This window comes from Azospirillum sp. CT11-132 (assembly GCF_047302835.1).
In the GTDB taxonomy this organism is placed as follows: Bacteria; Pseudomonadota; Alphaproteobacteria; order Azospirillales; family Azospirillaceae; genus Azospirillum.
Genome location: NZ_JBGLZA010000009.1, coordinates 298,633 through 317,374 on the forward strand (window position 1 = coordinate 298,633; position 18,742 = coordinate 317,374).

The following is an 18,742-nucleotide window of genomic DNA, read 5'->3' on the forward strand; positions in this document are numbered from 1 at the left end:
GGGTGGACCCCAAAACGAAACGGCCGCCCCACCCCGTTGGTGCGGCGGCCGTTTCGGGACCGGCTGAGGATGGAGATCAGGCGGCCTTGCGAACGGAACCCAGCTCGGTGAACAGCTTCACCACGGCTTCGACGAACTCGTTCAGCTGGTCCTGGCCCAGGGCCGAGACCGTGATGTCGTCGACGACCAGCGCCTCGTCGCTGATCCGGCCGCCGGCGGCGGTCAGGTCGGCGCGGTAGGCTTCCGGGGCGGCCAGCAGGCGGCCGCGCAGCTTGCCGGGGATCGCCAGCAGCTGGATGCCCTGGTCGATGGCGGCGATCGGCTTGCCGGCATCCAGGAAGTGGCCGACGATGCGGCGGGTGTGGGCCGACTGCTGCAGCTTCGCCACGCTGCGCTCACCGCCCGGCAGCAGCAGCATGTCGAAGTCGGCGCCCAGCGCCTCGCTCAGATGCTTGTCCACCGGGAAGTAATGGCCCCAGGACTTGCCGTGCCAGCCGTTGACCAGACCCGTCTCGGTGGAGATGGTACGCAGCGTGGCGCCGGTCTTGATCAGGGCGCGTTGCGGCTCGGTCATCTCCGCTTCTTCGAAGCCGTTGGAGACGAGGATGGCGATGGACTTTCCTGCGAGCGATTGATCCATACTGTCTTGTCCTTTCATCGTTTCACCAAAGAACGCCGGAGCATCTCCGATGGCATGTAGGCCAGGGGAGAACCCGCCGGGGCAAGTGGCGGTCGGGAAACGGTCATCGCCGCGCACGGGAATGCGCGGCGGCCAGTTCCGCCCGCCGGGAGCCCGAGGTCGGGTGCCGGCGTGTGGGACCTTTACGTCCCGGATCGGTTTGTTTTCAGCATGCGGACTTAATTGGTCCCGATGCCGTTCCAAGTCAACAAGGGATTCCGCGGCGCACCCAAGGCCGCCGCCGCCCTGAAACCGGCCCCGACAGTGGATTTGCCGGCATTTTCCAGCCCAGTTCAAGACTTTCGGGCCAGTCTGGCCGTACCACCGGTTGATGCGGCGCAGAGCTGCCATACCATAGGGGCGTGGCTTCGCCGGGGAATTATCTCCGATGACCCTTGCCGGATCCGTTTGGGCACAAAAAAGCGGCCAGGGGGAAGGCCCCCGGCCGTCGGCAAGTCAAAGCATCAGCCGTTCGAAAAGATCCAGCTCGCACACTGGATCACGGACCAATCCCGATGATCGGAACCTGCGATCAATGGAACTGGTCAGCCTCGGTGGAGTCCTTGTACGCGGTGGTCGAGGAGGTGCCGCCGGAGATCGCCGTGGCGACCGCGTCGAAGTAGCCGGTGCCGACTTCGCGCTGGTGCTTGGTGGCGGTGTAACCGTCCTTCTCGGCCGCGAACTCGGCCTGCTGCAGTTCGGAGTAGGCGGCCATGCCGCGCTCGGCGTAACCCTTGGCGAGGGTGAAGGCCGAGTAGTTCAGGCTGTGGAAGCCGGCCAGCGTGACGAACTGGAACTTGTAGCCCATCGCGCCCAGCTCGCGCTGGTACTTGGCGATGGTGGCGTCGTCCAGATTGGCCTTCCAGTTGAAGGACGGCGAGCAGTTGTAGGCCAGCATCTTGCCCGGGAACTGCTTGTGCACGGCCTCGGCGAAGCGGCGCGCCTCGTCCAGGTTCGGCTTGGAGGTCTCCCACCACATCAGGTCCGAATACGGCGCGTAGGACAGGCCGCGGGCGATGCAGTGATCGACGCCCATGCCCTTCTTCAGGCGGAAGAAGCCCTCGGTGGTGCGGCCGCTGTCGAAGTCGATGAAGGGATGGTCACGCTCGTCGATGTCCGAGGTGATGAGCTGCGCCGACTCAGCGTCGGTGCGGGCGATCACCAGGGTCGAGGTGCCGCAGACGTCGGCGGCCAGACGGGCGGCGTTCAGCGTGCGGATGTGCTGCTGCGTCGGGATCAGAACCTTGCCGCCGAGGTGGCCGCACTTCTTTTCCGAAGCCAGCTGGTCTTCCCAGTGCACGCCGGCGGCGCCGGCCTTGATCATCGACTTCATCAGCTCGAAGGCGTTCAGCGGGCCGCCGAAACCGGCCTCGGCATCCGCGATGATCGGCGCGAACCAGTAGGTGTCGCCCTTGCCCTCGGAGGTCTGGATCTCGTCGGCGCGCTTGAAGGTGTTGTTGATGCGCTCGACGACCGCCGGGACCGAGTTCACCGGATACAGGCTCTGGTCCGGATACATCTGGCCGGCCGTGTTGGCGTCACCGGCGACCTGCCAGCCCGACAGGTAGATGGCCTTCAGGCCGGCCTTGACCGCCTGCATCGCCTGGTTGCCGGTCAGCGCGCCCAGCGTGTTGATGTAGGGCTCGGTGTTCAGCAGCTCCCACAGGCGGCGGGCGCCCAGCTCGGCCAGCGTGTACTCGATCTTGACCGAGCCGCTCAGACGCTTGACGTCGTCCATGGTGTAGTCGCGGCGGATGCCCTCGTAACGGGCGGCGTGGATGGCGGCCTTGGTCTTTTCATCGAGCGACATGGGTCAGGTTCCTTGTTGTCCGGTGCGCCCGGTTGATCGGGGCGGAACTGGGGTCTCGGGGCGGGCCTTTTGTCGGTCCCTGCGGCTGTTGTGCAGCGGCGTTTCCTCCCGCCGGTTTCATCTGCACTTTTCCGTCTTCGGGGCCGCTTTCGCTTTACAGCGCGGCCGTGAACCAAGACTTAAACCTGCCTTGAGTGCGTTGCAATAAGCCCTTGTTTGTAAAAAGGTCCGTTTGTAAACTGCCGTCTTCACAATCCTGTAAATCCGTAAATCTTGTAAAGCCAGAGAACTGAAATCCAGAGAACTGGTTGGGGGGCTGATCGTGGCGACTATGGAAAAGAAGGCGATGCTGGGTCCGAAGGTCCGCCGCCTGCGCCGCGACCATGCCCTGACCCAGGCGCAGATGGCCGAACAGCTGGGCATCTCCCCCAGCTATCTGAACCTGATCGAGCACAACCAGCGCCCGGTGACGGTGCCGCTGCTGCTGAAGCTGGGCCAGCAGTTCGGCGTCGATCTGCAGGCCTTCGCCGAGGATGAGGAAAGCCGCCTGGTGGCGGGCCTGCGCGAGGTGTTCGCCGACCCGCTGTTCGACGGCTCCGACATTAAGAACCAGGATTTTCGCGAACTGGCGGCGGTGGCGCCGACGCTGGGGCAGGCGGTGGTGGCGCTCTATCGCGGCTTCCGAGGGGCGCGTGACGATCTGCAGGCGCTGGCGGAGCGGGTGGCCGACCGCGAGAAGCTGCATCTGGTGCAGGCCACCGGCTTCCCGCAGGACGAGGTGCGCGACCTGTTCCAGGCCCATTCCAACCATTTCCCGGAGCTGGAGGCGGCGGCGGAAAGCCTGTGGCAGGACGGCAAGCTGGAGCGCGGCGACCTCTATCGCGGGCTGGTCGACTGGCTGAACACCCAGCACAGCGTGCGCGTCCGCCTGCTGCCGTCGGAGGTGATGGGCTATGCGGTGCGGCGCTTCGACCGCCACAGCCGGCGCATCCTGCTGTCGGAGATGCTGGCGCCGTCGGGCCGCACCTTCCAGCTCGCCTGCCAGATCGCGCTGCTGCGCCACCGTGATCTGCTGAACGGCATCGTCGACGCCGCCAACCTGTCGGACGACGAGGCGCGGCGGCTGACCCGCATCGGGTTGGCCAACTACTTCGCGGCGGCGGTGCTGATGCCCTACGACCGCTTCCACGAGGCGGCGACCCAGCTGCGCTACGACATCGAGATCCTGCGGCGGCGCTTCGATGCGTCGTTCGAGCAGGTCTGCCACCGGCTGACCACGCTGCACCGGTCGGGGGCCAAGGGCGTGCCCTTCTTCTTCATGCGGGTGGACAGCGCCGGCAACGTGTCGAAACGCTTTTCCGGCGCCGGTTTCCACTTCGCCCGTTTCGGCGGCGGCTGCCCGCGCTGGATCGTCTATGAAGCCTTCCGCACGCCGGGCAAGATCCACAGCCAGATGGCGGAGATGCCGGACGGCACCGCGTACTTCTCCATCGCCCGCACGGTGGTGAAGGCCGGCGGCGGCCACCGCAGCCCGCCGCAGCAATTCGCCGTCGCGCTGGGGTGCGATGTCCAGCATGCGGCTCAGGTCACCTATGCGGACGGGTTCGACCTGTCCAACACCGACGCGGCGACGCCGATCGGCGTGAATTGCCGGCTCTGCCCGCGGCTGGATTGTTCGCAGCGGGCGTTTCCGCCGCTGAATCATCGGCTTATCGTCGATGAGAACCTGCGCGGCCTCTCCCCCTACCTGTTCGCGCCGCCCAGTGCGGAATAGCAGGCGAATTGACCGGGATCAATGTTGTACGGCGTCGTTTGTGTTGTTTGCCGGAAAGCCCGTCATTCGACTGGTAGAAATCCGTGGCCTTTGACCGGGTTTGTTGATAGGTTTCGGCCGTTGCGTCGCGGCAGCTCCGCTCGCGTCCTCGCGCACCGGCCACCTGAACGCAGCGTCCCGGACTTTGGTATTGAACACCGCCAACCGAGCTTGGCCTCGACGGGTTTTGGAACGCCCCCCTTTCTGGAACGCCCAAATGAGCAACTTGATCAAAGAGCGCGTGCTGACCGTTCACCACTGGACCGACACGCTGTTCAGCTTCACCACCACGCGCGATCCGTCCTTCCGCTTCCTGCCGGGGCAGTTCACCATGATCGGGCTGGAGGTCGAAGGCCGGCCCCTGCTGCGCGCCTACAGCCTCGTCAGCGCGCATTACGAGGAGACGCTGGAGTTCTTCAGCATCAAGGTGCAGGACGGCCCGCTGACCTCGCGCCTGCAGCACCTGAAGGAAGGCGACACGCTGCTGGTGAACCGCAAGGCGACCGGCACGCTGATCACCGACAACCTGCTTCCCGGGCGGAACCTGTATCTGCTGAGCACCGGCACCGGCCTGGCGCCGTTCCTCAGCATCATCAAGGACCCGGAGATGTACGAGAAGTTCGACCGGGTGATCCTGACCCACGGCACCCGCACCGTGGCGGAACTGGCCTATGACGACCTGATCCACCACAGCCTGCCGGAGAACGAGTTCTTCGGCGAGCAGGTGAAGGAAAAGCTGCTCTATTACCCGACCGTGACGCGCGAGCCCTTCCGCAACCAGGGCCGCCTGACCACGCTGATGGAAACCGGCAAGCTGTTCACCGACCTGGGCCTGCCGGAGCTGGACGCCGAAAAGGACCGCGTGATGATCTGCGGCAGCCCGGCGATGCTGGCCGAGACCACCGCGATGATGGAAAAGCGCGGCTTCGTCATGGGCACCAACGGCGAGCCGGGCGGGTTCGTCATCGAGAAGGCGTTCGTGGAGCGGTGAGGAGGGTGGGTGTCGGCTTCGATGCCCCCACCCTAACCCTCCCCCGCTGGGCGGGGGAGTGGACAAGTGCTTGTTCGGGAGAGCGGCGGCAGTCCCTCCCCCGCCCAGCTCTCGCACAAAGCTATGCTTTGTGCTGACGCGGCAGGCGGACCGTAGGTCCGCTGAAAGCGGGGGAGGTTAGGTGGGGGTCTAACTTACTCCATAAAGTCACTCCCCCGCCGGAATAAACTCCCCCTCCCGCCGGTTTACAGTTCCGTGACGAAGGCACGTCACTCAATCCTTGACCGACTGGGCGCGCCTCCTCCGGGGGGCGCGCCCATTTTCTGTCCGCATCGGTGAATAAAATCGCCGTCCGGCCTGTTGGTGCGACGGTCACCGTTCAAACCGTCAAGCCTTTGGTGTAGACATCCCGCCCATGCGCCTGATCCTCATCCTCGCCGCGATGATCGTCGCCGGCCTCGCGAATCTCGCCGTCTGGTCCCTGCCGAACCGCCCGGTGCCGCTCGACCCGCCGCCGGGGGGCAAGCTGCGCAGCGTGTCCTTCGCGCCCTTCCGCGACGGGCAGAGCCCGCTGACCGGCGTCCTGCCCTCCACCGCCCAGATCGAGGAGGACATGGTCGCCCTCGCTCCGCAGGTGGCGGGCATCCGCACCTACACCTCGCTGGAAGGCTTGCAGGTGGTGCCGGAACTGGCGCGCAAGCATGGCATGCAGGTCACCATGGGGGCGTGGCTGTCCTCGCGGACCGACAAGAACGAGGCGGAGATCGCCTCGCTGATCGACCTCGCCAACCGCTACCCCGACGTCATCACCCGCGTCATCGTCGGCAACGAGGTGCTGCTGCGCCGCGAGCTGACGCCGGAGCAGGTCGCCGGCTACATCGACCGCGTCAAGGCGGCGGTGAAGCAGCCGGTGTCCTATGCCGACGTCTGGGAATGGTGGCTGAAATACCCGCAGATCGCGGACCATGTCGATTACCTGACCATCCATCTGCTGCCCTATTGGGAGGATGTGCCGGCCGGCGTGGAGGGCGCCACCGAGCGCATCCGCCAGAGCTACCGCACCATCGCCCACCGTTTCCCCGGCAAGCCGATCCTGGTCGGCGAGACCGGCTGGCCGACGCAAGGCCGCTCGCGCGGGGCCGCCGTGCCGGGGCTGGTCAACAAGGCGAAGTTCGTCAACGCCTTCGTCCGCATGGCCGAGCAGGAGGGCTTTGATTACAACGTGATCGAGGCCTTCGACCAGGAATGGAAAGCGAAGCTTGAGGGCACCGTCGGCGGCCATTGGGGCCTGTACAACGCCGACCGCACGCCGAAGTTCTCGCTGGCCGGGCCGGTCGTCGGCAATGTCGCGTGGCCCTGGCTGTTCGCGGCGTCCAGCGGGCTGGCTCTGGTGCTGCTGGGCGGGCTGGCGCTGCTGCGCCGCCATCTGCCGGGCACCGGCTGGGTGGCGCTGATCCTGCTGGCGCAGGCGCTGTCGACCCTCTATGTCCGCGCCGCCTTCGTGGCGGAGCATGGCAAGCATTACTGGCAGGACACCACGCTGGCCGTGGTGATGCTGGCGCTGACCGCCGCCCTGGCGCTGGCGGTGCTACTGACCGCCCACCGCACGCTGGCGAGCGGCGGTCTGGCGCAGGAGCCGCTGGTCGGCCTGCGCCACGCCCGCCCGGCCCTGACCCGCACCGAGCGGGTGGGGCGGTGGAGCGCCGTTGCGCTGGGCGTCGCGGCGCTGGTCTGGTCGCTGCTGATCGTCTTCGACGGCCGCTATCGCGATTTCCCCAACCCGTATCTGCTGATACCGGCGGTGGCGCTGCCGGCGCTGGGGCTGATCCGCGCCGCCCGCCGGCCGGTTGGGACGGAGACGCAGGGCGCGCTGGGCATCGCCAGCCTGTTCCGTCCGGCCGTTCCCGTCGCCGACGGCGAGCCGCGTGGCCTGTGCGGTGCCGTCCGCCGCCTGCCGGTCGAATCGGCCCTGGGCTTCGCCTTGCTGCTGGGGGCGCTGCTGACGGTGCTGGCCGAGGGTTTCGTGCCGCTCGAATCGCTGATCTACGGCCAGCTTCCGTTCATGGAGGCGCTGCACGAGGTCGATTGGACGCGGCCGAACTGGGAAGCGCTGGGCTGGGCCGCCCTGCAGATCCTGCTGGCGCTGCCCTTCCTGGCCGGTGTGTGGAGCGCCCGGCGTCCGCTGCGGCGGATTTGACGCCAGCCGGCCGCCAGCCGGCCGCCAGCTAGCCATTGCGCCGGCCGCCGCGCTGTGGATTGATGGACGGGTTCCTGGCCTTCCGGAGACCCGTCCGATGTCCCCCGATCTGTGGCTCGCCTTTGCCGCCGCCTCCGCCATCATGCTGATGATCCCCGGACCGACGGTGCTGATCGTCGTGTCCTATGCGCTGGGCCATGGGCGGCAATCGGCTATGGCGACGGTGGCGGGGGTGGCGCTGGGCGACTTCACGGCGATGACCGCCTCCATGCTGGGGCTGGGGGTGCTGCTGTCGACCTCGGCGGCGCTGTTCACCGTGCTGAAATGGATCGGTGCCGCCTATCTGGTCTATCTCGGCCTCAAGCTGTGGCGGGCGCCGGTCAAGGGGGTGGAGACGGTGGCCGACGAATCGGCGGTACGGCCCTGGCGCATGATGCTGCACACCTATGCCGTCACCGCGCTGAACCCCAAGAGCATCGTCTTCTTCGTCGCCTTCCTGCCGCAGTTCCTCGACACCGGCCGGCCACTGGCCGGGCAGATGGTGGTGATGGAGGCGACCTTCCTGGTGCTGGCGACGCTGAACGCCGCCGGTTATGCCCTGTTGGCTTCGGCGGCGCGGCGCGCGGTGCGGCGGCCGTCGGTGCAGCGGGCGGTCAACCGGATCGGCGGGTCGCTGCTGATGGCGGCCGGGCTGCTGACCGTCGCCTGGAAGCGGACGGCCTGACGCGGATGCCGGTTTGTTGACAGATCATCATAACTTCATCGAAAATTGTCGGTGCATTGGGGGATGCACGCGCCGGTAATTTTCGGGACGCCGGCCGAAGCGAATCGAACCGCGGAGGCGGTGATGGCCGATGGCTGCGACAGGGGCGAGAACGGCGACGGCGCGGATGACGGCCGGCGGGGGTCGGCGAGCGATGTTCTGGAATTCGCCGCCGAGACCGAGGACGCCGCCGACCGCGTGCGGCACAATCCGCCCTGGCTGATCCTGATCGTCGATGACGACCACGAGGTCCACGCCATCACCCGCGTCGTGCTGGGCGAGATGAGCTTCGAGGAGCGGCCGGTCCGTTTCCTGTCGGCCTACACCGCGCGGCAGGCGCGGTCGCTGCTGGTCGAGCATCCGGGCATCGCCGCCATCCTGCTGGACGTGGTGATGGAGACCGATGACGCCGGGCTGAAGCTGGTCCGCCACATCCGCGAGGAGATGGGAAACCGGCAGGTCCGCATCATCCTGCGCACCGGCCAGCCGGGGCAGGCGCCGGAACGGCAGGTGATCGCCGCCTACGACATCAACGACTACAAGGCGAAGAGCGAGCTGACGGCGCAGAAGCTCTACACCGCCGCCGTCGCAGCATTGCGCTCCTACCAGCACATCGCCACCATCGAGCGCGGCCGGCAGGGGCTGGAGCGGGTGATGGAGGCGGCCGACCATCTGGCCGGGCTGCGCTCGCGCTCGCAATTCCTCGCCGGGCTGGTCGGGCGGGCGGCGGCGCTGCTGACCGGCGTACAATCCGCCTTGCTGTGCGGACCGGGGGAGGGCGGCGGGCCGGCGATCGTGGCGGAGGCCGGGCTGCCGGCCGACCTGCCGACGGAGGTTGTGGCCGACATCGTGGCGGCGCTGGGCGACGGTCAAGCGCGCTGGGGGAGCCGGCATGGGGTGACGGTTCTGCGCGGCCGCGACGTCGCGCCGCTGGCGCTCTGCCTGCTCGGCGGCCCGTTTGCCGAGGGCGACCGGCCGCTGGTGGAACTGCTCTGCACCAAGGCGGCGGTCGGGCTGGACAATCTGCGGCTCTATGAACGGCTGAACCAGGCGCAGATCGCCACCGTCCATGCGCTGGGCAAGCTGGCCGAATACAAGGACGAGGTCACCGGCGACCATGTGAAGCGGCTGGGCCGCTGGGCCACCGCCATCGCCCGCGAGCTGTACGCCCGCAACGCCTTCGCGGAGGAGCTTGACGACTGGTTCTGCGACACCATCGGGCTGGCCAGCGTGCTGCACGACGTCGGCAAGGTCGGCATCCCCGACGCCATCCTGCGCAAGCCGGGCCGGCTGGACGAGGCGGAGATGGCGGTGATGCGCGAGCATGCGTCGATCGGCGGCAACATCCTGCGCGACGCCTGCGGCGGCGACCGCCGCGGCTATCTGTCGATGGGGGCGGAGATCGCCGAGAGCCATCACGAGAAGTTCGACGGCAGCGGCTATCCGCGGGGGCTGGCCGGCGACGCCATTCCGCTGGCCGGCCGCATCGTCGCCGTCGCCGACGTGTTCGACGCGCTGCTGCACCGTCGTCCCTACAAGAAGGCGTGGGACATCGGCGAGGTGCTGGACTTGCTGCGGGCGGAGGCCGGCAGCCATTTCGACCCGCGCGTGGTCGACGCCTTCCTGACGGTGCTGGAGCGCGACGGGTCGGGGGTGTAGGTCCCCCATCCCGTCAAAAGGCGCCCCTCCGGAGCTTATACGCCCAGCACGTCGCGCATGCTGTAGAGGCCGGGGGTCTTGTCCTGCGCCCACAGGGCGGCGCGGACGGCGCCCTTGGCATAGATCCCGCGGCCGGACGCCTTGTGGGTCAGCTCGACCCGCTCGCCGTCGCTGGCGAAGATCACTGTGTGGTCGCCGATGACGTCGCCGCCGCGCAGGGTGGCGAAGCCGATCTCGCCGCGCGGGCGGGCGCCGGTGTGGCCGTCGCGCACCTTCTGCCAGACATCCTCCAGCTTTACCCCGCGCCCGGCCGCCGCGGCGCGGCCAAGGCCGAGCGCGGTGCCCGACGGCGCATCAACCTTGCGGCGGTGGTGCATTTCCAGGATGTCGATATCGAAATCGTCGCCCAGCGTGTGGGCGACCTGCTCCACCAGCGCCAGCAGCAGGTTGACGCCCAGCGACATGTTGGGCGACTGGACGATGGCGGTGTGCGTGGCGGCGGTGGCGATGGCCGCCTGCTGCGACGGGTTCAGGCCGGTGGTGCCGACGACCAGCACGGTTTCCGACTGGGCGGCCAGCGCCGCGTGACGCTCCGTCGATTCGGGGCTGGTGAAGTCGATCACCGCGTCCGCCTCCGCGAACAGGGCGACCGGGTCGTCGATGGCGGTCACGCCCAGCGGGTCGATCCCGGCCAGGAGGCCCAGATCCTTGCCCAGCGCCGGGCCGCCCACCCGCTCGGTCCCGCCGGCCAGCGTGCAGCCCGCGGTCGCCGCGATCTCGCGCACCAGCATCTGGCCCATGCGCCCCGCGCACCCGACGACACCGATCTTCATGACGCCCATCCTCCGTTCAGCTCTGCCGGCCGGCTTTCCCGCCCTTCCAGCGGTTTAGCACAGGCCCGGCCGGGGCTTAAGCGCCAAGGCAGCCGCGCAGCGATGCGGCGAGGTTGCGCATCAGGGTGGGGTAGAGCGCTTCGCCTTCCGGCAGGTCGGCGCCTTCGGGGTCGAGCACGCCGGTCTTGGCCCTGGTGCCCTCGACCACCGTGCGGACCAGGGTCGGTTCGAACTGTGGCTCGGAGAAGACGCAGGCGGCGTTCAGACCGGCGATCTTGGCGCGGATGGCGGACAGCCGCTTGGCCGAGGGGCGGCGGTCCGGGCTGACGGTGATGGAACCGACCGCCGACAGATCGTAGTGCGCCTCGAAATACTGGTAGGCGTCGTGGAAGACGACGAAGGGCTTGTCCTTCAGCGGTGCGAGCGTCGTCTTCAGTTCCGCGTCCAGCGCGTCGAGCGCCTGCAGTGTGCGGTCGGCATTGGTGCGGAAGGCTTCCGCATCGGCCGGATCCTTGGCGGCCAGCGCGTCCGCCGTCGCCGTGACGATGGCCCGGGCGTTGGCGGGATCGAGCCAAATATGGCTGTTCAGTTCCTCGTGGTCCTCGTGATCGCCATGGGCGTGATCCTTGTGGTCGTGCTGCTCATGGCCGTGGTCGTGGGGCTCCCAGGCGCCGCCCTCGCGGGCTTGCAGCAGGGTCAGGCTTTTCAGGTCCATCAGGGTCAGCCGCGTCGCCTTCGGCGCGTTGGCCTGCAGCGGCTTTTCCAGGAAGCCCTCCAGTTCGGGGCCGACCCAGACCACCAGATCGGCGGCCGACAGCGCCTTCGCGTCCGACGGCTTCATCGTGTAGCTGTGCGGGGAGGCGCCGCCGCGGACCAGCAGCGTCGGCTCGCCCACCCCGTGCATGACCGAAGCGACGAGGGAGTGGATCGGCTTGATCGACACCACCACCTTCGGAGCCTCGGCCCAGGCCGGCAGGGAGGCGGTTGCGGCAAGGGCCGCAGTCAGAATGGCGGACAGCGCGGTAAGGCGCATGGGAGGGATCCTCTCGACTTGCTGGACAGGTCGCTGGTTTCAGCGCATAGGGAAGTCACTTTCAACTGGTGTCACGTTATAACATAACATGTCAACACCCAGCCTTCCCCACGACGCATCGCGGGATGCGTCCACGCTGTTCGCCGGTCCGCTCGCCTGGACCGAGGATCTGACCGTGCGTTTCGGCCGCCGCACCGTGCTGGACCGAGTCAACGTCGCCGTCCAGCCGGGCGAGGTGGTGACGCTGATCGGCCCCAACGGCGCCGGCAAGACGACGCTGGTGCGCGCGGTGCTGGGGTTGGTGGCGCCCGACGGCGGGCGGGTGCTGCGGCGCCCCAACCTGCGCGTCGGCTACATGCCGCAACGGCTGTCGGTGGACCGGACGCTGCCGCTGACCGTGCGGCGATTCCTGGCGCTGTGGCGGCCGGTGACCGCCGACAAGGTGGAGGCGGCGCTGGAGGAGGCCGGGGTGACGCGGCTGGCCGATTCGGCAGTGCAGACGATTTCTGGCGGCGAGATGCAGCGGGTGCTGCTGGCCCGCGCCCTGCTGGGCGAACCGGACCTGCTGGTGCTGGACGAACCCGACCAGGCGGTGGACGTGCATGGGCAGGCGGAGCTGTTCAACCGCATCGCCCAAGTGCGGCAGCGGCGCGGCTGCGGCGTGCTACTGGTCAGCCACGACCTGCACACGGTGATGGCGCGCACCGACCGGGTGATCTGTCTGAACAGCCATGTCTGCTGTTCCGGCCGGCCGGAGGATGTCAGCCGCCACCCGGAATACCATGCGCTGTTCGGCGGCCATGCCCGCGATCTGGCCGTCTATGTCCATCACCACGACCACGCCCATGCCGAGGACGGCAAGGTCGTGCATGACCATGACGGGGACTGCTGCCATGGATGAGTTCGTGATCCGCGCCCTGCTGGCCGGCGGCGGTATCGCCCTGTTGGCCGGGCCGCTGGGCTCCTTCGTGGTGTGGCGGCGCATGGCCTATTTCGGCGACACGCTGGCCCATTCGGCCTTGCTGGGCGTGACGCTGGGCTTCCTGCTGGGCGTCAATCCGATGATCGGCGTGATGGTGGTGTGCGTGACGCTGGCGCTGGCGCTGGTGGCGTTGCAGAGGCGGCGCAACCTCGCGGCGGACACGCTGCTGGGCATCCTGTCGCACGGGTCGCTGTCGCTGGGGCTGGTGGCGCTGGCCTTTCTGGAAACCTTGCGCGTCGATCTGATGGCCTATCTGTTCGGCGACATCCTGTCGGTGACCGACGGCGACCTGATTGCGATCTATAGCGGCGGCGCGGTGGCGCTGACCGGGCTGGCGCTGCTGTGGCGCCGGCTGCTGGCGGTGACGGTGGACGAGGATCTTGCGCGGGTGGAGGGCATGCCGGTCGACGCCCTGCGGCTGGCCTTCATGCTGCTGATCGCGCTGGTGATTGCCATCGCCATGAAGATCGTCGGCATCCTGCTGATCACGTCGCTGCTGATCATCCCGGCGGCGTCCGCCCGCCGCTTCGCCCGCACGCCGGAAGGGATGGCGGTGCTGGCCTCGATCCTGGGCATCCTGGCCGTGGTCGCCGGGCTGCTGGCCTCGCTGAACTGGGATCTGCCGGGCGGACCGAGCGTGGTGGTGGCCGCCGCCGCCCTGTTCCTGCTGGGATCGCTGGTGCCTGTGCGGCGTTGATGTGCGGCGCTGGCTGCAATCAGGAAAAGAACACGACTGCGTGAGTTTCCCATTTGCGGACGTACCCGCCTGCACCATAGTCCGCCGGCGGACGCAGTGGCGGATGGGCCGCCACTGCCGCCGTACCAATGGAGGGCTGGAGGATGGAGAAGATCCTCACTCTCCTGATCCTGGAGATCGTCAAGCGGCTGCTTGACCTTCTGATGCACTAAGATCGGGCGGGCGGGCCGGGGAATTGCCGTCCTCGGCCCGCCTACCCCCGATATTGGTGTTGCACCCGCCCGCTGTCAACGGGGCGCCGGAAAACACTCATTCGTCGATGTTGCGCGCCAGCACTTCGCGTTTGCCGGAGTGGTTGGGCTTGCTGACCACCCCTTCGGTCTCCATCCGCTCGATCAGGCGGGCGGCGGAGTTGTAGCCAATGCGCAGCTGGCGCTGGATGAAGCTGGTCGAGGCCTTGCGCTCGCGGCAGACCACCGCCACCGCCTTGTCGTAGAGGTCGTCGCCGGACCCGCCGCCGGTGCCGGGCAGGCTGCCGTCGTCGAAGGACTCCTCGCCCTCCTCGTCCTCCAGGATGGCGTCGACATAGTTGGGCTCGCCCTGCGCCTTGAGGAACCTGACGATCTGTTCGACCTCGTGGTCGGAGACGAAGGGGCCGTGGACGCGGGTGATGCGGCCGCCGCCGGCCATGTAGAGCATGTCGCCCTGGCCCAGCAGCTGTTCGGCGCCCTGTTCGCCCAGGATGGTGCGGCTGTCGATCTTGCTGGTGACCTGGAAGCTGATACGGGTCGGGAAGTTGGCCTTGATGGTGCCGGTGATGACGTCGACCGAGGGACGCTGCGTCGCCATGATCAGGTGGATGCCGGCGGCGCGCGCCATCTGGGCCAGACGCTGGATCGCCGCCTCGATGTCCTTGCCGGCAACCAGCATCAGGTCGGCCATCTCGTCGACGATCACGACGATGTAGGGCAGTTCGGTGAGGTCGAGCGGCTGTTCCTCGAACAGCGGCTTGCCGGTGTCGGGGTCGAAGCCGGTCTGGACGCGGCGGGTCAGCGACTCGCCGCCCTCGCGCGCCTCGCGGAGGCGGGCGTTGTAGCCCTCGATGTTGCGGACGCCCAGCTTGGACATGTTGCGGTAGCGGTCCTCCATCTCCCGCACCGTCCATTTCAGCGCCACCACCGCCTTCTTGGGATCGGTGACGACGGGCGTCAGCAGATGGGGGATGCCCTCATAGACCGACAGTTCCAGCATCTTTGGGTCGATCATGATGAAGCGGCAACGCTCCGGCGGCAGCCGGTAGAGAAGCGACAGGATCATGGTGTTGATCGCCACCGACTTGCCCGATCCGGTGGTGCCGGCGACCAGCAGATGGGGGAAGCGGGCGAGGTCGGCGACCACCGGCTGTCCGCCGATGTCCTTGCCGAGCGCCAGCGCCAGCTTGCCGCCATGCTTGTCGAAGCACTCCGCCGCCATCAGCTCGCGCAGCAGCACGGTCTCGCGCTTGGCGTTGGGCAGCTCGACGCCGATGACGTTGCGGCCGGGAACCACGGCGACGCGGACCGACACCGCGCTCATCGAGCGGGCGATGTCGTCGGCAAGGCCGATGACGCGCGAGGATTTGGTGCCGGGGGCCGGTTCCAGCTCGTACAGGGTGACGACCGGGCCGGGATGGACCTTCTGGATCTCGCCGCGCACGCCGAAATCGCCCAGCACGCCTTCCAGCTGGCCGGCATTGCGCTGAAGCGCCGCCTCGTCCAACTGTTCGCCGCGGATGCCGGTGGGCGGCATCTGCAGCAGGTCGAGCGGCGGCAGCTCGTAGCCCGGCGGGCCGTCCTCCTCGCCCAGCGGCAGGCGGCTCTGGCGCGGGTCGGACTTTGCGGCTTCGCGCTCCGATGCGGCGGATTTCGGCGGCGCGATGACCGGGACGGCGCGGACCGGCTTGTCGGCCGGGTTCGGAGCCGCAGCCGGGCCGGCGGACAGGGGAACCGGACCGGCGTCAAGACCAGCCGGGGGCAGCGGGGTCACCTGAACGGCCTCATCGAAGCGCGGGCGATTGCGTTTGGCCGCATCGTCGCCGCGCAGCGCGTCGTCCACCGCGACCGAGGCGGCCTTGGCAGCACTGCGGCCATGGCGGCGCAGGACATCGACGCCGTTGCGGGCGCCCTGGCGGATCATGCGCAGGCCGTTCACCGTGCCGCGGCCGAGCGAGCGGACGCTGGCGATCCATTCGCCGATGGTCAGCCCGGCGGCCAGGAACAGCACCAGCCCGCCGCCGACCGCGGCGGCGGTCGCCACCATCGGCTCGGCCCCGAACAGGTTGCCGACGCCGCGCAGCAGCACTTGACCGACGCTGCCGCCGGGAAGCGGGGCGAGCGGATCGGTGGAGGCGTCGGTCAGGCCGGCCAGCGCCATCGACACCAGGAACACACCCCACAGAGCCAGCACGGTGCGGAACAGCGGGTTGCCGAGCTTGCGCTGAGCACCCAGCCGCCAGCCCCAGAACATCGGCACCAGCGCGATCACGAAGGCGGCCCAGCCCAGCGACTGGATCAGCAGGTCGGCGGCATAGGCGCCGGGCGTGCCGAACAGGTTGCGCGCGCTTTCCGCATTGGCGGGGACCGAGTTCAGCGAGGGATCATGCGGGTCGTAGCTGCCCAGCAGCACCATCAGCAGCAGGCCGAACAGGCCCAGCACGAATCCCATCGCCTCGCGCGCGCGGGCAACGACGAAGGCGCGCATGGCGGGCGAGAAGAAGGGTGGCTTCTCCTGCCGGCCGCGGCCGGCGCGGATGCGGTCCTTGCCCGGTTCCTTCATGCCGTCGCGGGGCGCTCCCTTGCGCGGGCTGGCGGCGGGCCGTCCCAGGCTGGGCCGGGGGCGCGCGGAGGAGGGGCCGGCGGGTCGGGCCATGGGGCGGGAACCTCGTGCTGTAGAAACCGAAGATAAAAGGGGCTGGCCGGAGCCGGTCAGCCGAGAATGCGGACGATGGACGCGCAGGCCTGGGCGACGGTGTCGGTGTCTTGCACCAGGGCGACGCGGATGAAGGCGTCGCCGGGGTTTGGCTCGCCGGGGTTGTTGCGCGACAGATAGGCGCCGGGCAGGACGCGGACGGCGCCCTCCGCCCAAAGCCGCTTCGCGGCCTCCTCGCCGTTGCCGACTTCCAGCCACAGGAAGAAGCCGCCGGCCGGCCGGTAATAGCCGTAGCGGCCGCCCAGCTCCGCCTCCGCGGCCGCGAACTTGGCGCGGTAGGCGGCGCGGTTCTCCTCCACATGCGCCTCGTCGCGCCACAGCGCAGTGCTGGCGGCCAGGATCGGCAGCGGCATGCCGGCACAGCCGTAGCTGCGCAGGCGGGAGAAGCGGCCGATCAGCGCCGGGTCGCCGGCGACGAAGCCGGAACGCAGGCCGGCGGCGCTCGACCGCTTGGAAAGGGAGTGGAAGACCAGCAGGTTGGCCCAGGGCTTGCCGTCCGCGTAGGGCAGGGAGGCGGCAACTTGGAGCGCGCCGACCGGCGGGGTGTCCAGCCAGATCTCGGCATAGCATTCATCGACCGCCAGCACGAAGCCGTACTGCCGCGCCAGCCCGATGGCCTTGGCGAGATAGGCCGGCGTCGCCGCCGCGCCCTGCGGGTTGGCAGGGGTGCAGAGATAGAAGAGGGCGGTGCGCTCCAGCAGCTCCGGCGTCAGGGCGTCGAGGTCGGGCAGGAAGCCGGTCTCGCGCGTCGCCGACAGGAACACCGGCTCCGCCCCCGCCATCACCGCAGCCCCTTCATAGGGCGCGTAGAAGGGGTTCGGCATCAGCACCGCCGGCTGCCGCCCGGCCTTCTGCGTCGGCACCGCCAGCAGCGCCAGCATGAACAGCGCCTCCCGCGTGCCGGACAGCGGCAGGACGGAGCTGTCGGCGTGCAGCAGCCCGGCCGGCAGGTCGTAGCGGCGGGTCAGCCAGTCGCCGACCGCGGCGCGGAACTCCGGCGTGCCGCCGACCGGCGGATACTTGTTCCAGCCGGACGCCGTGGCGCGCAGCGTCTCCTCGATGATGGCGGGCGGGGTGTGCTGCGGCTCCCCCACCGTCAGCACGATGGGGGAGACGTTGGCGCGCGGGGTGATCGGCGCCAGCAGGTTGGCCAGCCGGGTGAACGGGTAATCGGTCAGCAGGTCGAGCCGGTCGTTGCCGATCGCCTCGGTGAAGACGGCACCGCTGTTGACGCTGAAATCGGTGAGGACCATGGCGACCGCAACCCTCTTCGCACCCCGGATGCCGCACCCCGGCGCGGGGAGGCGGCCATGTCTCGTGAAGGGCCGATCCTATCGGCGCGGCACGGGGGGCACAAGCGCACAAAGCCCTTGATTGCGGCAGAGCGCGGCCGGTGGCCGAACGGTCACAGGGGGGCGTGTGGCTGTCGGTCGCGGTGCCAGCTGTCCGCCCGCCTCACGCGGCGCGCAGCCATCCGGTGCCGGTATCGCGATAGGACAGGCGCACCGCCTCGGTATCCTCGCGTTCCCACTCGTCCAGCAGTTCGGTGGTGACCGGGCACCCCCTGGATTTCCCGACCCAAAGGGCACGCAAGAGCGCCTCGACCGCCAGCGGAATCGGATCGCCGTTCTCCCACCGCGTGACGGTTCCGCGCTGATAGCCGGTGTGTTCGGCCAGCTTCTGCTGCGACAGGCGCAGCATCGAGCGGAGGAAGCGAAGCTCGCGTCCGGTTAGGCGCCCTTTCTTGTCGGCGATGTCGTTGGCGATGGCGCGGTGCAGTCCGTCCAGATCCTCGATCGAGACGACCGGTCCGTCTTCGGTGTCCCTCTCGACATACCCGTTCTCAAGATACACGTTGTCGAGGCCGCACATCGTATAATGAAGCATCACCAGTCCTCCCATTCGACCGTGAGAACGCGAAGCGCGCCGCTGTCGGTCAGAATGATGGTCACGACGCCCGCATCCCGGTTGCCCAGGATGTTTTTGATGACCTTGCACTTCCAGCCGTTCCGGGCCTTCTCCGGAGCAGCAAGGACAAACCCCGTCCTGAGGATGTCGAGCGCATCCTCGGTGTTGAGCGCTTCCTGCTCTTCGCGCTCCTCCATCCTGTCGAAGGCATGGAGCCGGAATTCGACATTCTTGGTGTCCGCCGCGCGTTGCCGGATGACCCGTTCGGCCTCGTCGGTTCGCAACGAGTCGCGGCCGAGGTCGACGGGACGCTGAAAAGGCTTCGGATCCACCATGTATGTATCATTATCATACATTGTGAGCCGATCAAACGCTCCTATATCGTCCGGGTGATATTGACGTGCGGATTT

The 18,742-nt window shown here is 68.3% G+C and carries 15 protein-coding genes; 7 read left to right on the forward strand and 8 right to left on the reverse strand.

The window, feature by feature from the left end; translation table 11 throughout:
* Positions 1 to 76: 76 nt before the first annotated feature.
* Both ACCD06_RS32965 and aceA read right to left on the reverse strand, forming a co-directional pair.
* A complete protein-coding gene (locus ACCD06_RS32965; RefSeq protein WP_042697580.1) occupies positions 77 to 640 on the reverse strand; it encodes a DJ-1/PfpI family protein in 564 nt (187 codons plus the stop codon).
* 571 nt (positions 641 to 1,211) lie between these two features.
* The gene (aceA, locus tag ACCD06_RS32970; protein WP_109152186.1) at positions 1,212 to 2,489 is read right to left on the reverse strand and encodes an isocitrate lyase; all 1,278 of its coding nucleotides are present in this window, start codon (positions 2,487 to 2,489) and stop codon (positions 1,212 to 1,214) included.
* Between the two features lie 331 nt (positions 2,490 to 2,820).
* Here aceA and ACCD06_RS32975 point away from each other — a divergent pair, with 331 nt between their 5' ends.
* The 5 genes from ACCD06_RS32975 to ACCD06_RS32995 all read left to right on the forward strand — a co-directional run bounded on the left by ACCD06_RS32975 (position 2,821) and on the right by ACCD06_RS32995 (position 9,912).
* Complete coding sequence (locus ACCD06_RS32975) at positions 2,821 to 4,263, forward strand: helix-turn-helix domain-containing protein (RefSeq protein ID WP_109073374.1); 1,443 nt, start codon at positions 2,821 to 2,823, stop codon at positions 4,261 to 4,263.
* A gap of 256 nt (positions 4,264 to 4,519) precedes the next feature.
* Complete coding sequence (locus ACCD06_RS32980) at positions 4,520 to 5,293, forward strand: ferredoxin--NADP reductase (RefSeq protein ID WP_109073373.1); 774 nt, start codon at positions 4,520 to 4,522, stop codon at positions 5,291 to 5,293.
* Between the two features lie 415 nt (positions 5,294 to 5,708).
* A complete protein-coding gene (locus ACCD06_RS32985; protein WP_413346582.1) occupies positions 5,709 to 7,490 on the forward strand; it encodes a glycosyl hydrolase family 17 protein in 1,782 nt (593 codons plus the stop codon).
* Positions 7,491 to 7,587: 97 nt separating this feature from the next.
* Positions 7,588 to 8,214: a LysE family translocator gene (locus ACCD06_RS32990; protein WP_413346584.1), complete on the forward strand. Its 627-nt coding sequence runs from the start codon at positions 7,588 to 7,590 to the stop codon at positions 8,212 to 8,214.
* 123 nt (positions 8,215 to 8,337) lie between these two features.
* The gene (locus tag ACCD06_RS32995) at positions 8,338 to 9,912 is read left to right on the forward strand and encodes an HD domain-containing phosphohydrolase (protein WP_413346586.1); all 1,575 of its coding nucleotides are present in this window, start codon (positions 8,338 to 8,340) and stop codon (positions 9,910 to 9,912) included.
* Between the two features lie 35 nt (positions 9,913 to 9,947).
* Here ACCD06_RS32995 and dapB read toward each other — a convergent pair whose 3' ends face one another.
* Both dapB and znuA read right to left on the reverse strand, forming a co-directional pair.
* Positions 9,948 to 10,745 carry a 4-hydroxy-tetrahydrodipicolinate reductase gene (gene dapB / locus ACCD06_RS33000; RefSeq protein WP_413346588.1) on the reverse strand — a complete coding sequence of 266 codons (798 nt, stop codon included), beginning with the start codon at positions 10,743 to 10,745 and terminating at the stop codon, positions 9,948 to 9,950.
* A gap of 76 nt (positions 10,746 to 10,821) precedes the next feature.
* Entirely contained in the window at positions 10,822 to 11,778 is a 957-nt protein-coding gene (znuA, locus tag ACCD06_RS33005; RefSeq protein ID WP_413346590.1) for a zinc ABC transporter substrate-binding protein ZnuA, read from the reverse strand.
* An 88-nt stretch (positions 11,779 to 11,866) separates the two neighbouring features.
* Here znuA and znuC point away from each other — a divergent pair, with 88 nt between their 5' ends.
* Both znuC and znuB read left to right on the forward strand, forming a co-directional pair.
* Positions 11,867 to 12,679 carry a zinc ABC transporter ATP-binding protein ZnuC gene (znuC, locus tag ACCD06_RS33010; protein WP_413346592.1) on the forward strand — a complete coding sequence of 271 codons (813 nt, stop codon included), beginning with the start codon at positions 11,867 to 11,869 and terminating at the stop codon, positions 12,677 to 12,679.
* Entirely contained in the window at positions 12,672 to 13,457 is a 786-nt protein-coding gene (gene znuB / locus ACCD06_RS33015) for a zinc ABC transporter permease subunit ZnuB (protein ID WP_413346594.1), read from the forward strand. Before znuC ends, znuB begins: the two co-directional genes overlap by 8 nt.
* 309 nt (positions 13,458 to 13,766) lie before the next feature.
* On the opposite strand, the gene ACCD06_RS33020 is transcribed toward znuB, so the two are convergent.
* The 4 genes from ACCD06_RS33020 to ACCD06_RS33035 all read right to left on the reverse strand — a co-directional run bounded on the left by ACCD06_RS33020 (position 13,767) and on the right by ACCD06_RS33035 (position 18,667).
* Positions 13,767 to 16,364, reverse strand: a complete 2,598-nt coding sequence (locus ACCD06_RS33020) for a DNA translocase FtsK (protein ID WP_413346596.1) — start codon at positions 16,362 to 16,364, stop codon at positions 13,767 to 13,769.
* Positions 16,365 to 16,420: 56 nt separating this feature from the next.
* Positions 16,421 to 17,677 carry an aminotransferase class I/II-fold pyridoxal phosphate-dependent enzyme gene (locus tag ACCD06_RS33025; protein ID WP_413346598.1) on the reverse strand — a complete coding sequence of 419 codons (1,257 nt, stop codon included), beginning with the start codon at positions 17,675 to 17,677 and terminating at the stop codon, positions 16,421 to 16,423.
* A 202-nt stretch (positions 17,678 to 17,879) separates the two neighbouring features.
* Positions 17,880 to 18,311 carry a helix-turn-helix domain-containing protein gene (locus ACCD06_RS33030; protein ID WP_413346600.1) on the reverse strand — a complete coding sequence of 144 codons (432 nt, stop codon included), beginning with the start codon at positions 18,309 to 18,311 and terminating at the stop codon, positions 17,880 to 17,882.
* Positions 18,311 to 18,667 carry a hypothetical protein gene (locus ACCD06_RS33035; protein ID WP_413346602.1) on the reverse strand — a complete coding sequence of 119 codons (357 nt, stop codon included), beginning with the start codon at positions 18,665 to 18,667 and terminating at the stop codon, positions 18,311 to 18,313. The genes ACCD06_RS33030 and ACCD06_RS33035 overlap by 1 nt, the downstream gene beginning before the upstream one ends.
* Positions 18,668 to 18,742: the final 75 nt, after the last annotated feature.

Coding starts and splice junctions, on each gene's coding strand:
- ACCD06_RS32965 (WP_042697580.1), bottom strand. CDS start 640: ATGGATCAATCGCTCGCAGGAAAGTCCATCGCCATCCTCGTCTCCAAC.
- aceA (WP_109152186.1), bottom strand. CDS start 2,489: ATGTCGCTCGATGAAAAGACCAAGGCCGCCATCCACGCCGCCCGTTAC.
- ACCD06_RS32975 (WP_109073374.1), top strand. CDS start 2,821: ATGGAAAAGAAGGCGATGCTGGGTCCGAAGGTCCGCCGCCTGCGCCGC.
- ACCD06_RS32980 (WP_109073373.1), top strand. CDS start 4,520: ATGAGCAACTTGATCAAAGAGCGCGTGCTGACCGTTCACCACTGGACC.
- ACCD06_RS32985 (WP_413346582.1), top strand. CDS start 5,709: ATGCGCCTGATCCTCATCCTCGCCGCGATGATCGTCGCCGGCCTCGCG.
- ACCD06_RS32990 (WP_413346584.1), top strand. CDS start 7,588: ATGTCCCCCGATCTGTGGCTCGCCTTTGCCGCCGCCTCCGCCATCATG.
- ACCD06_RS32995 (WP_413346586.1), top strand. CDS start 8,338: ATGGCCGATGGCTGCGACAGGGGCGAGAACGGCGACGGCGCGGATGAC.
- dapB (WP_413346588.1), bottom strand. CDS start 10,745: ATGAAGATCGGTGTCGTCGGGTGCGCGGGGCGCATGGGCCAGATGCTG.
- znuA (WP_413346590.1), bottom strand. CDS start 11,778: ATGCGCCTTACCGCGCTGTCCGCCATTCTGACTGCGGCCCTTGCCGCA.
- znuC (WP_413346592.1), top strand. CDS start 11,867: ATGTCAACACCCAGCCTTCCCCACGACGCATCGCGGGATGCGTCCACG.
- znuB (WP_413346594.1), top strand. CDS start 12,672: ATGGATGAGTTCGTGATCCGCGCCCTGCTGGCCGGCGGCGGTATCGCC.
- ACCD06_RS33020 (WP_413346596.1), bottom strand. CDS start 16,364: ATGGCCCGACCCGCCGGCCCCTCCTCCGCGCGCCCCCGGCCCAGCCTG.
- ACCD06_RS33025 (WP_413346598.1), bottom strand. CDS start 17,677: ATGGTCCTCACCGATTTCAGCGTCAACAGCGGTGCCGTCTTCACCGAG.
- ACCD06_RS33030 (WP_413346600.1), bottom strand. CDS start 18,311: ATGCTTCATTATACGATGTGCGGCCTCGACAACGTGTATCTTGAGAAC.
- ACCD06_RS33035 (WP_413346602.1), bottom strand. CDS start 18,667: ATGGTGGATCCGAAGCCTTTTCAGCGTCCCGTCGACCTCGGCCGCGAC.